Origin of the sequence: Haloarcula sebkhae, assembly GCF_014647415.1 — an archaeon.
GTDB lineage: Archaea > Halobacteriota > Halobacteria > Halobacteriales > Haloarculaceae > Haloarcula > Haloarcula sebkhae.
Genome location: NZ_BMPD01000001.1, coordinates 475,804 through 487,673 on the forward strand (window position 1 = coordinate 475,804; position 11,870 = coordinate 487,673).

14 protein-coding genes are annotated in these 11,870 nt (G+C 63.8%); 7 read left to right on the forward strand and 7 right to left on the reverse strand.

Going from position 1 to position 11,870, the window contains the following annotated elements; translation table 11 throughout:
* Window positions 1–21: 21 nt before the first annotated feature.
* Entirely contained in the window at window positions 22–900 is an 879-nt protein-coding gene (locus IEY38_RS02465) for a CheF family chemotaxis protein (RefSeq protein WP_188975046.1), read from the forward strand.
* Window positions 901–922: 22 nt separating this feature from the next.
* On the opposite strand, the gene IEY38_RS02470 is transcribed toward IEY38_RS02465, so the two are convergent.
* On the reverse strand, window positions 923–1,345 hold the full coding sequence (locus IEY38_RS02470) for a dCTP deaminase/dUTPase family protein (RefSeq protein ID WP_188975048.1): 423 nt from the start codon (window positions 1,343–1,345) through the stop codon (window positions 923–925).
* 104 nt (window positions 1,346–1,449) lie between these two features.
* On the opposite strand from IEY38_RS02470, the gene IEY38_RS02475 reads away from it, so the two are divergent.
* Entirely contained in the window at window positions 1,450–1,881 is a 432-nt protein-coding gene (locus IEY38_RS02475) for a DUF5807 family protein (RefSeq protein WP_188975050.1), read from the forward strand.
* Between the two features lies 1 nt (window position 1,882).
* On the opposite strand, the gene IEY38_RS02480 is transcribed toward IEY38_RS02475, so the two are convergent.
* From IEY38_RS02480 to IEY38_RS02490, 3 genes are all read right to left on the reverse strand, one after another.
* Window positions 1,883–2,320, reverse strand: a complete 438-nt coding sequence (locus IEY38_RS02480) for a hypothetical protein (protein WP_188975052.1) — start codon at window positions 2,318–2,320, stop codon at window positions 1,883–1,885.
* A gap of 79 nt (window positions 2,321–2,399) precedes the next feature.
* Complete coding sequence (locus tag IEY38_RS02485) at window positions 2,400–3,491, reverse strand: DHH family phosphoesterase (protein ID WP_188975054.1); 1,092 nt, start codon at window positions 3,489–3,491, stop codon at window positions 2,400–2,402.
* 43 nt (window positions 3,492–3,534) lie between these two features.
* Window positions 3,535–3,999: a universal stress protein gene (locus IEY38_RS02490; protein WP_188975056.1), complete on the reverse strand. Its 465-nt coding sequence runs from the start codon at window positions 3,997–3,999 to the stop codon at window positions 3,535–3,537.
* A 124-nt stretch (window positions 4,000–4,123) separates the two neighbouring features.
* Between IEY38_RS02490 and IEY38_RS02495 the strand changes: the two genes are divergently transcribed.
* A complete protein-coding gene (locus tag IEY38_RS02495; RefSeq protein WP_005537352.1) occupies window positions 4,124–4,564 on the forward strand; it encodes a universal stress protein in 441 nt (146 codons plus the stop codon).
* Here the strand turns inward: IEY38_RS02495 and IEY38_RS02500 are convergent.
* Window positions 4,561–5,082 carry a GNAT family N-acetyltransferase gene (locus tag IEY38_RS02500; RefSeq protein WP_005537351.1) on the reverse strand — a complete coding sequence of 174 codons (522 nt, stop codon included), beginning with the start codon at window positions 5,080–5,082 and terminating at the stop codon, window positions 4,561–4,563. The two genes, IEY38_RS02495 and IEY38_RS02500, sit on opposite strands and share 4 nt — an antisense overlap.
* The gene (locus IEY38_RS02505; protein WP_188975058.1) at window positions 5,079–5,450 is read right to left on the reverse strand and encodes a universal stress protein; all 372 of its coding nucleotides are present in this window, start codon (window positions 5,448–5,450) and stop codon (window positions 5,079–5,081) included. The genes IEY38_RS02500 and IEY38_RS02505 overlap by 4 nt, the downstream gene beginning before the upstream one ends.
* A gap of 115 nt (window positions 5,451–5,565) precedes the next feature.
* Between IEY38_RS02505 and IEY38_RS02510 the strand changes: the two genes are divergently transcribed.
* Window positions 5,566–6,294: a DUF5806 family protein gene (locus IEY38_RS02510; protein ID WP_188975060.1), complete on the forward strand. Its 729-nt coding sequence runs from the start codon at window positions 5,566–5,568 to the stop codon at window positions 6,292–6,294.
* A gap of 11 nt (window positions 6,295–6,305) precedes the next feature.
* Window positions 6,306–6,731 carry a hypothetical protein gene (locus tag IEY38_RS02515; RefSeq protein ID WP_188975062.1) on the forward strand — a complete coding sequence of 142 codons (426 nt, stop codon included), beginning with the start codon at window positions 6,306–6,308 and terminating at the stop codon, window positions 6,729–6,731.
* Window positions 6,732–6,764: 33 nt separating this feature from the next.
* Here the strand turns inward: IEY38_RS02515 and IEY38_RS02520 are convergent, their stop codons facing one another.
* A complete protein-coding gene (locus IEY38_RS02520; protein ID WP_004590804.1) occupies window positions 6,765–7,283 on the reverse strand; it encodes a DUF7529 family protein in 519 nt (172 codons plus the stop codon).
* Window positions 7,284–7,369: 86 nt separating this feature from the next.
* Between IEY38_RS02520 and IEY38_RS02525 the strand changes: the two genes are divergently transcribed.
* Together IEY38_RS02525 and IEY38_RS02530 are read left to right on the forward strand one after the other, a co-directional pair.
* A complete protein-coding gene (locus IEY38_RS02525; protein ID WP_188975064.1) occupies window positions 7,370–10,042 on the forward strand; it encodes a dipeptide ABC transporter ATP-binding protein in 2,673 nt (890 codons plus the stop codon).
* Window positions 10,043–10,139: 97 nt separating this feature from the next.
* Window positions 10,140–11,867 carry an ABC transporter substrate-binding protein gene (locus tag IEY38_RS02530; protein WP_188975066.1) on the forward strand — a complete coding sequence of 576 codons (1,728 nt, stop codon included), beginning with the start codon at window positions 10,140–10,142 and terminating at the stop codon, window positions 11,865–11,867.
* Window positions 11,868–11,870: the final 3 nt, after the last annotated feature.

Consider the following 11,870-nt stretch of genomic DNA (forward strand, 5'->3'; position numbering starts at 1 on the left):
TGTACATCGGGTAACGGACGAATGTCGGAATCAGTGATCGCGGATTTCGTCGGCAAATTCAACTCCGAAGTGGCCGGTCGGGGCGACCCTATCAGAGGTCGGATCGTCCTCTCGCAAAAGCGGCTGGTACTGGCCGCGAGCGAGGACGACAAGCTGACGATCCCGCTGGATTCGATTTTCGACATCGCCATCGGGCAGGTCCCACCCGACCTAGGCGATTTTTTCGACTCGACGGTGACGATTGCCTTCGAGCGCAATGGGAAGCGACTCGTCGCGGCCATCGAAGCCGGCGACGAGAAGATCGAGAAGTTCGGCACGGTACTGTTCAAGGCGGTTATCAACGGCACCGAAACGACGGTCAAAGAGCGCGCCCGCGTCGGTGGTCGCGTCACCGACGAATCGTTCAAAACGGCGAAGCTGTTTCTCACGCCCGGTAACGTCGAGTTCCGGCGCAACGACGGGTCGTTCAACATCGATCTCAAGACAGTGTCGGACTTCGACCGGAACACGCGGGAAATTAACGGCAAAGGCCGGCCGGTGCTGACGGTCCGGCACATGAAAGACGGAACGGCCATGACGACGCTGGCTGCGATGGCCTCGAACCGAAAGATGTCCATCCTCGGGCGCTATCTCCGCCGCGAGTACGCCGAACTCATGGAGGAGCTCAAAGACGTCGAACTCACGAAGGACAAGAAGGAGGTGCTGGTCGCCATGTACTCGACCGGCGACATGGACGGGATGCCGCTTGCGAGTATTCTCGGCAAGGACTCCTCGCAGGTGTCGATGATTCTCCAGGACCTCTCAGCCGACGGCCTCGTACAGGACGGCTCCGACGGGCCGACGCTCACGCCGACTGGCAAGGTCGTCGCCAGCCGCCACCTCGAAGATGTGAACGCCTGACAGAGCGGTAGTGCTCGTCGGCTTACTCCTCGGCCGCGACAATCGTACTAACTCTGGCGTTTTCCTTGAGCTTCAGCCCCGCGCCGCCGACCGATAGCGGCACGCGCGGAAGCGCATCGACGTCCAGCGTCGGGTGGGACGCGCCGCGTTCGAGCAGTTCCGTCCGCGGCTGGAGTGTCACCGTCGCCTCGCCGGTCAGCGACTCATTGTACTCGATGAGGTACTGACCGTCCCGCAGCGTCCACCACTCGTAGTCGTCGTCCGGGTCTCGCTTTTCGCTCGCGTGGGGCACCACTTCAGCCGCGTCGAGTTCGCCGCCGCCGAAATCGATGCGCCCCGGCTCGACGATCTCGTACACCGCAGCGACGGTGAGGTCGAACCCCGGGCTGTCGGTCTGGGTCGGTTCGTGGACGATGTCCGTGACGTACTCGGCGAAGTCGGTCATGTACGTCTGTATGCCGTGAGCGTGCCTAAAAGTGAGGCTATGACGGGACAGTGACCTGTGGGAGGAACGCGGCACTTTTGCCCAGCGAGTGACTCCCTCTCTGCATGACCAAACACACGGAGTTTCTGGCGGGTGAGCGGCCTGAAGACGTGCTGTTCTTCCTCCACGAGGACGCCGTCTCGAACCCGGGCGCACTGGCCGAGTACGCCGACGAAGTCGAGGACGGGCACATCCTCGTCCTGCCGGGCGACGACGGCCGGAGTGCGTTCCAGTCGGCGACGGGCATCGACCCGATGGGACTGGCCCAGCAGGCGATGGGCACCGAAGGCGACATTCACGACGACCTGACGGGTGCGGTCTGTCCGGTCGCGGAGGAGGAACCGGAGAGCGACCACACCACCAGCTTCGTCTTCGCCTTCGCCGAGGAACAGAACGAGGACGTGGGCGGCCTCTACGCTGAGGGCGACGTGGTCCACGCCTACGCGGTGTGTGCCTGTGGGGAACGATACAGCGACAAGTGGGTCGTCGGGGAGTAGCTTACAGCAGGAACGGTTCAGCCAGTCGGATGAGCAGTGCCTTCGGCAGGCCCGTGACGGGACTCCCATCGTGCGCATACGAGATCCCGACTTCGTCGCGAGTGACACTGTGGCGGAGGTGCTGGACGCCGTCGAGGAGGAACCAGCAGCCGAGGAGCGTCCCCGAGATGACGACCCATGTCGGGCCGGCGGCCGCGACCGTGTACGCCGCGAAGCCGAACACAAGGAAGCCAAACACTACGTGGTCGGCGTAGTCGCCGACAGCGACCTGAGCGGCGTCGGCGGCGAGCCAGACACAGAAGGCCATCGCCGCCACGGCTGCGGCGTACCGTAGTGAGCCGTCGAGGACCAGCAGCGTCGCGCCGACAGCGACGGTGCTTCCGAGTCGCTGTCGGATGGCTGTCTCGCGCCAGATTCGAGTATGGAGGGATTCGGTCATCACCCGGGAGTGACGGCAGATAAATAAATCAACGTTGCGTCGAGCGACAATACACCGTCAGCGTCGCTTGCGGGTCGGTCTATCGGTCGGTATCGACGCCTTCCTCTTCTTCCTCGGGCAGCCGCCGGAAGGCATCGACAATGGCCTGTTTCGCAACAGCCCCCTGCGTCGTCCAGTGGTGGGCGTAGTCCATCATGTCGTCGTAGATGTCGGGCTTGCAGCCCGCCGCTTTCGGATGGCCGCCGCCGTTGACCTGCTGGGCGACCTCGTGGGCGCGCTCGAAGCTGTCCGTCCCGCGAATCGAGGCGGAGCCGGCGGGCTTGACGATGACAGCGGCGTCCGCGCCCTGCTCGCGGAGCGCTTCGGCGACCTCGTTCTGCGAACAGCGGCCGTAGGTGACGCCAACCGTCCACTCGCCCACGTCGCGGAGTTCGGCCCGGTCGACAGCCTTCTCGATGAGCGCCTCCTTCTCGACGCGCTTCTCCTCGAGGTACTCGTGGAACTCCGGCGAGAGGTCGGGGCCGTGGTCGCGGACCGCCTCGATGTACTCCTCGGGTTCGCTCCAGTAGGACAGGTCAGCAAGGTCGTCGCTGCGAGGGTCGTCCCGTATCCAGAGGTCGTGGTCGCGGGTGACGGCGGCGAGGTCGGCCCACTGCTCGTCGAAGTCGTAGTCGAGTTCCGACAGCGCTACGTCGGCGGTACACACTTCGTCGGAGTTACCGACAGTGCGCTCGACGCCGGCCGCGTCCACGTCGGCAGCAAGGTCGTCGGGCCACTGGTGGTGGTCGAACCAGACGACCCGTTCGGCGGTGTCGACCAGTGAATCGAGCGGGGCGATGTCGGACTCGCGGTCGGGACAGAGGTCACAGATGAAGACGGTCGCGCCGGGGTCGGCGTACTCGGCGGTCCATTCGAGCGCCTCCGTGAGTTCATGCGGGCCGGCGGGCAGCAGCGCGCCTTCGCCGTGGGCTTCCCGAATCAACGCGGTACAGGCCAGTCCGTCTGCGTCCGGGTCGGCGATAACGATGACGCTAGCGTCCTGCAGTGTCTCAGCGGCCTCGGCTTCGGCTTGCTCTTCCTCGTAGGAATCCGGGATAAAGAACCCCTCACCGGGGAGTACGGATTTGCGGCCGATAGAGAGGCGGTCGTCGTCGATGAGCCAATCGTCCATGCCCCTGCAAGCGGGCGGGGCGTCAAGAAGCCGTCGGGTTCCGTTACACGTCCTCGCGTTCGGGGTTTGGCTCGCCTTCGAGCTGGCGGACCGTCAGCAGCGGCATCGGAGCCTCGCGGACAAGTTCCTCTGCGACGCTTCCCAGCAGGTAGCCGTGTTCGCCGTGGCGGCCGCGGGTTCCGCTGACGATGACATCGGCGTCGTGCTCCACTGCGTACGCACAGATCTCGTCGGCCGGGTCGCCCTCTCGGACAGCAGTGACAAGCTCCTCGTCTGCCTCGGCGTCAGCGGCCTCCAGAATGAACGAGAGGGCGCGGCCGCCAGTGGTCGCCAGCGCGCGCTCCAGCGCCTCACGAACTTCTTTAGGAGTCGTCTCAACCTCGCCGGTGTCGACGACGTACAGCCCGTGGACAGTTGCGTCGAAGCGCGCTGCCAAGTCCAGCGCTGCTTCGACGGCCCGCTCTGCGCTGCCGGAGCCGTCCGTGGCGATGACCACCGTATCGAACATACACCACGCATCGAAGCCGCGACTAAATACACTGTTGGTCACGGCGAGGGTCTCTCCATATGACACTGCATCACCGGCGCGAACCTCGGTGGATTTTTGCCGGCCGGGGCCGCACTGGCGAGTGATGGACATCGACCTCGTACTCGCGCCGGTCGACGGCAGCGACCAGTCGGAACGAGCGGCCGAGTACGCGATCGCCGTCGCGGAGCGGTACGACGCCGATCTCCACCTGCTGTTCGTCATCGACGAACGGCTCCACCGGGATATCGACAGCGGCGACGTGAGCGCGACCGCGATCGCCGAGGAGCACCAGGCGTTCACCGAGAGTATCCGAGAACGATTCCGCGACGCCCACGACGGCGTGTTCGAAACGTCGTCCGCGACCGCGTTCTCAGAGACGCGACTCATGCAAACGCCGGGCAGCGTCGTCCTCGACGTGGCAGAGGACCTCGACGCGGATTTCATCGTCGTCCCGCGCGAGGAAAGAAGCGAAGGCGAAGAGGCCGTCGGGCGCGCGGCGACCTACGTCATCGAGTACGCCAGCCAGCCGGTCCTCACCGTTTAGAGACGGATCGCCATCTCTATCTCGAAGCTCTCGGCGCTACTGATCTCGAACCCGACCTTCTCGTACAGCGATATCGCCGGATCGTTCCACCGCTCAACGGTGAGCCAGACGTGGTCGATGCCCTCGGTCTGGCCGTACCCCAGCAGCGTCTCGACCAGCGCCGTCCCGATACCAGCGCCCTGGTAGGCCTGTAGCACGAAGATAGCGAGTTCGTGCTCGTCCTCGTTGTCCGGGACCAGCGTCGCGTGGCCGGCGACGGTGTCGTCGTGTTTGGCGACGACGTTGACACAGTCGCCGTCGAGGATCGTTTCGAGCCACTCGCGGATAGCTTCCTCTTTGACCGGCGGGATGCCCTGCGCACGGTCGGCAGGGTCGAAATCGAGATACATCTCGACGAGGCTCTCCGTGTCGGCGTCGTCGGCGGGGATGACGTCGATGGGGCGGTCCTTGCGGTCGGTGATCGTCCGCGGCGGCTGTGGGAACGCTTCGGCGGGTTCGTCTGGATACGTGCGAGTCATCGGATGAGAGTCACCGGCGTCTGTGCGTTCAGCAGGACGAACTCGACAATGGGGCCGAGCTGTATCTTCCCGAGCGGCGAGCGGCCGCCACCGCCGAGGACGATCCTATCGAACCCCTCGCTCTCGGCGATGTTCACCAGCTCGCTGCCCGGCGAAGTGCCTTCGACGTGGCGGATCGGCGGCTCGAGCCCGCTTTCGTCGATATGCTCCTGTATCCGCTGCTGGACCGTCTCGAGGTCGGCGTCGATGTCGCCGTTTTCGAAGATAGCGACGGTCAGCTCGTCGCCTGTTTCCGATACGCGTTCGAGTGTCTCGGTCAGTGCCTGGTAGGACAGTTCGCTGCCCCCGACACCGAGCAGTAGTTTCATAGTCGGGCCATGTATGGGAGCGGTAAAAAAGCCACCCGGCTGAACTGTTGGTTGGAGAGAATGACAGCGGGACGGCGGCGATACCCTTTTTCACCGCGGGCACGCATTCCCGGCTATGACTGAGGGCGCACCGCCGGACGAGACGGATGTCGAGGCGGCAGACGACGGATCGACCGGACACCAGTCGGACGAGCCGGCGGCCGCGGGTGACGGGGCCGACGACGCCACCACGGACAGCGGCCCTGCGGACTCGGCCACTGAACAGACGGCCCCGGCCGAGCCAGCCAGCGAGACGGCGGTGTCCGAAGCCAGTGACATCCCGTCCGACGTACAGAAGTACGACCGCTTCAAGAAGATCGAGGGCGGGACCTACGACCGCGCGAACGACTTCCTCCGGGACCGGACGTACATCACCGCCCGCGAGTGGGCTATCGCCCGGCTCTGTGCCGACTTCCGGACCGAAACGGGCGTCGAGATGACGAAGATCGGGGAGAACCTCCCCGAACTCGTCCCGTTCATGACGGACACGTACACGCCACAGGCGGTCAATCAGGCCCGCGCCGCCTTCGAAGACAAGGTCCGGAAGGCCGGTGCGACGTTCCTCTACGGTGCGATGTGTGACTTCTTCACCGCCGAGGACCTCGACGACGTGATGTACGAGGCCACCGAGGTCGCGAAGTTCCTGCTCGAAGTCGAGGGTGTCGACCTCGCCGTCGAGGACGAGATGGAGGCCGAGGACCGGATTTCCTCGGTGATGCGGGAGGTCCGCGAGCAGTCGGCGGCGCTGCGACACGACGAGGTGTGTTGTCCGGAGTGTGGCAATGAATTCGAAGTTGACGAGTAGACGCGGCTGAGATGGACGATATCGACCCCGGCGCACAGCCGTCGATGTCGGTCAACGAAGCGACACAAGAAGTGCTACGAACCGACCTGGCCATTGGCATCGGCGGGGCGGTGCTTGGCTACGCGGAGGCGGGGACAGCACTGGTCGACGTACTGGCGGTGGTCGTCGGGTTCGGACTCCTGACGGGTATCACGGTGGCTGTCGTCGAACACGACGCGGTCCCGGGCGTCTACCCGGAGGTTGCCGCACTGGCGGCGTTCATCGTGCTTTCCGGGGTTGTCGCCGGCCTCATGATGCTTTCCGAGGTGTCGGTGACGCTCGTACTCGCGGCCGTTCTCTCGGGCTTCGGTGTCGGTGTCATCGGCAACCGGTTGCTCTACGGGATCGTTTTCGACGTGCCAGCGTACCGACTGAGCCGAGTCCGAGAGACCTCGTAGCTAAGCGGTCTGTGACCGATCCGGAACCAGATTTCACTCGGGGAAGAACGGCTCGGGGTCCTCGTGGGTGACGGTGACCACCTCGTCGTCACTGAGCGGTCGGATGTGCGAGTACAGTCCGTGGTCGGCCGCGACCTGCGAGAGGTCCGCGCGGTCGGTCTGGTCGTAGTACAGCGGCACGAGCACGGCGAGGTCGTCACCACATTCCAGCGCGACAAGCAGGAACACCATCCCGTCGTCTGTCGCCCGGAACACCTCGGAGCGGTCGACAGTACGGTCTTCGAGCGCGTCGGCGACCCGCCGGAACTCATCGCCGGGAACCACGACATCGAAGCCGAGCCGCCGAGTTTCGGGCTCGTACTCGCCAGTCTGTTCGGCCATCGTCCGCGGCTCACCGGTCAGCACCGCCACGTCGCCGGGGTGAAGTTCGATGGCCTCGCGCCCGTCGTCGCGGTACTGTGTCGCCGTGGCCGCCATGTCCTCGATGACCTGCTCCCAGTGACCGACGACACGGTCGAAGGGATTAGACTCGGGATCGACAGGGTCGTTCATACGTCGAGTGTGGCGGCGGCCGGGATAAATTGTTGGTGGGACAGTGGCACAACAGTTTTACTGGTATTTTGAGAAGTGGGTGACAGATGCGCGACCTCTTAACATTATCCGACCTCCGAACCCAGTTCGAGACGGACCGCGGCACCGTCAAAGCCGTCGACGGCATCGACCTCACTGTCAGGGAGGGCGAAACCGTCGGGCTGGTCGGCGAGTCCGGATCGGGAAAATCCGTCACAGCGTTATCGGCGATGGATATCGTCGACGAGCCCGGACACATCGCCGGTGGAGAGATCCAGTTCGGTGCACTTGAGACAGTCACACGACTGTCTCGGCAGTATCCGAAGGAAGTACGGACGGCCGACAGTGACAGCGGTTTCATCACCATCGAGGCGGCGACGGTCGACCGGAGCCGTCTCCCCGAATCGGTTTCGACGACGGCTGACGACAAGACGCTCGCCGAGCAGTTCATTCAGAAGGCCCCGAAGAAGGCTCTCCCGGAGAGCGGCGACGCGCCCGTCACAATTACCGACGGCTACGTCGATCTGACGGCAGCCCCGGAGCGGGTGATGCGAGACATCCGCGGCGGCGATATGGGAATGATCTTCCAGGACCCGATGACCTCGCTGAATCCCGCGATAACAGTCGGGGAGCAGGTCGCGGAGAGCCTGCGCCTCCACCGCTACGGGAGCAAGCGAAACGACTCGTGGTTCAACGCCGTCCGTGAGATCACGCCCTCGATCAGCCGGGGTGGCGAGATGGACGAGGAGATCCGGTCTGACGTTATTTCGCTGCTGGAGGAGGTCGGTATCCCGGAACCGGCCGACCGTGTCAACGAGTATCCCCACGAGTTCTCCGGCGGGATGCGCCAGCGCGTACTCATCGCCATCGCGCTTGCGTGCCGCCCGAAGCTGCTCGTCGCCGACGAGCCGACGACGGCACTCGACGTGACTATTCAGGCACAGATTCTGGACCTCATCGACGACCTGCAGGCGGACCTCGGGATGTCGGTACTGTTCATCACACACGACCTCGGCGTCGTCGCAGAGACCTGCGACCGCGTCGCCGTGATGTACGCCGGCGAAATCGTCGAGGAGGGGCCGGTCGAGGAGATATTCCAGAACCCGTCACATCCCTACACGTACACGCTACTCGAATCGATACCGGGCGAGGGGACAGAGCGGCTGACGCCAATCGAGGGGAACGTCCCCAGCCTCATCGACATGCCCGAAGGGTGCCACTTCGCCGATCGGTGTCCATGGGCCCAGCCGGAGTGCCGTGAGGGCGATATTCCAGATCTCCAGCACGGCCCGGACGACGTCACCCACCGCTCGAAGTGTATCCTCGAATCGTTCGATACGGACGAATACGGCACCGGCGATACCGGCGTTGCCGCGACGGAGACGACGCGAACGGACAGACAGCTCATGGAGGTCGACGGGCTGAAAAAACACTTCTCGCGGGCCGACGACCTGCTGGACAAGTACATCGGGCGCGAACCAGAGTCGGTCAAGGCCGTCGACGGCGTCTCGATGGACATCTACGAGGGCGAGACGCTGGGACTCGTCGGCGAGTCCGGCTGTGGGAAGTCGACGACCGGCCGGACCATCCTCAGACTGCTAGAACCGACAGACGGGACCGTGGTCTTCGCCGGCCAAGACCTTTCGGAACTCGATAAAGGCGGCCTGCGGGAAGTCCGTCGGGATCTGCAGATGATCTTCCAGGACCCGATGTCCAGCCTCGACCCGCGGATGACCGTCGGCCAGACCATCATGGAGCCGCTGAAGATCCACGACCTCCCGGAAGACACCGGTGACGGCTCACGCCGCGAGCAACGGGTCGACCGTGTGGCCGACCTCATGGAGGCAGTGGGTCTCGACCCAGACCAGTACGACCGCTACCCGCACGAACTGTCTGGCGGACAGCGCCAGCGAGTCGGCATCGCCCGCGCGCTCGCTGTCGACCCCGATTTCATCGTCTGTGATGAACCCGTCTCGGCGCTGGACGTGAGCGTGCAGGCCCAGATAATCAATCTCCTCGAGGACCTCCAGCATGAGTTCGGCTTGACGTATCTGTTCATCGCCCACGACCTCTCTGTGGTGCGCCACATCTGTGACCGGGTCGCGGTGATGTATCTCGGCGAGGTGGTCGAAGTTGCCGACACGCCGGACCTGTTCGCGGACCCGAAACACCCCTACACGCGGGCGCTCATGTCGGCCATCCCGGAACCGGACCCGACCGTGGAGGCCGATCGGATACTGCTGAAAGGCGATGTCCCGTCACCGATCGACCCGCCGTCGGGCTGTCACTTCCGGACTCGCTGTCCCGAGGTCATCCCCCCGAATATCGATATCGAGCAGGAGACGTATCGCGAGGTAATGGACTACCGGCAGCGGGTCGAAGACGAGGCCATCACCATCGATGCAGTTCGGAAGCAGGCCGGAAACGATGACAGTGCCACAGCGGCGACGGACGGTGGTGCGGACCTCACCGAGCCGCCGAGCGGTAGGGGAGAGGTACCAATGGCAGCGTTCAAACAGACGATGTTCGACCGGTTCTTCGAAACGAGCCTGACCGGGGAGAACCGCCGCGTCGTCGAAACGTCGATTGAGCATCTCGCGGACGAGGACTGGGACGCCGCCGCATCGGTGCTACGGGATCGATTCGAAAGCGTCTGTGAGACACAGCACCCCGAACTGCAACCGGACTCTCATCCAGCAGCGTGTCACCTTTACGAACAGGAAGACGGAGACAGCAACTGACTAATATTACTTAGCTGCACATAACGCTCAGGAGATATATAACTGAATCATTGATCTATCCGGTACAATTATAATAGATCTGTTTGAAGAAAGTCCCATGTCATCCGGTGATTCTCTGGACAGACGGAGCTTCCTTACCGCGGCCGGCAGTGCCGCGGCAGCCGCAACGCTCGCAGGTTGTTCCGGCGACGGTGGCGATGGTGGCGGCACCGAAGGTGGAGACGGCGGCGACGGCACTGGTAGCGACGGCGGGGACAGCGGAAGCGACCAGACGCTCGTGTACGCCCGTGGTGACCACCCCGAGAACTACGACCCGCAGCAGTCGACCAGCGGGGAGGTGGCGAAGGTCACCAATCAGGTGTTTGATACCCTCATCCAGTTCGCAGCCGGGAGCGGTGGCCAGCTGGAGGACGCACTCGCGACCGACTACACTCTCGAGGGCACCACCGCGACGCTGACGCTCCGAGAAGGTGTGATGTTCCACAACGGCGAGGAGTTCACCGCGTCGGACTTCAAGGCGACCTGGCAGCGGTTCACCCAGAGCGACTACGAGTACTACCTCGGCAACGATACCCGGTCGGGGTACGGTCCGTTCACGCTTGGCGACTGGATCGAAAGCGTCGACGCGAGCCAGGACTACGAGCTGACGATCGAGCTTACACAGCAGTTCGCGCCGTTCCTGCGGAACCTCGCGATGTTCGCCTCGGCAGTCCTTTCGAAAGCCCAGATCGAATCGCTGGGCGACAGCCAGGCCGACCTCGGAAGTGAACCCGCGGGCACCGGGGCGTTCCAGTTCGACACACTCGACAACCCGAACGAGCGCATCCGACTGGCGGCCAACAACGAATACTGGGGTGACGGGCCGAACGTCGGAACGGTCATCTTCAAGACGATCACCGAAAACAGCACGCGAGTGCAGGACGTCATCAACGGGGCCTCACACATCACGGATAACCTCGACTCGTCCGGATTCCAGCGCGCCGAGGAAAGCGGAACGGCGACGTTGTTGCGGAAGGACGGGATCAACCACGGCTACATGGCAATGAACATGGCCCGGTTCGAGCCGTTCCGAGACCGGCAGGTCCGTCAGGCCATCGCGCACGCCGTCAACACCGAGGCCATCGTCAATCAGATCTATCAGGGCTTTGCAACGCAGGCTTCCCAGCCGCTCCCACCGGACGTGCTCGGACACAACGACGACCTCAATCCGTATCCGACGGACAAGGAGAAGGCCCAGTCGATGCTCGAAGAGGCGGGCTACGGCGACGGCTTCGAGTTCGAACTCGCGACGTTCTCGAACCCCCGCGGATACAACCCCAGTCCGGTCAACACGGCGAACCAGGTGAAGTCAGACTTGGAGGAAATCGGTCTGACGGTCAACATCAACCAGTTCTCCAACTTCGGACCGTATCTGGACTACACGTCGGCCGGGAAACACGACGCCTGTTTCCTCGGCTGGTATACCGACAACGCCGACCCGGACAACTTCCTGTACGTCCTGCTGGACCCGCAGGTGGAGATGGACGCCGTGCCCGACGGGCAGGACTGGGTCAGTTTCGACGCCGACGGGTACAACACCCTCAACGTGTCCGGCTGGGCTAACGCCGACTACATGCAACTGGTCCGGGAAGCCCAGAAAACCTACGCGGAGGGCGACCGCGAGTCAATGTACGAAGAGGCCAGCCAGATAGCCTACGACGAGTCCCCGTGGGTGTTCATCGACTACGCCGAGACGCTTCGGGCGGTCAACGAGGCTGTCGTTGAGGACACCTACACGATCAGCTCCGTCGGTGGCCCGTATCTTAACACGGTCGAACTGCAGTAGCAC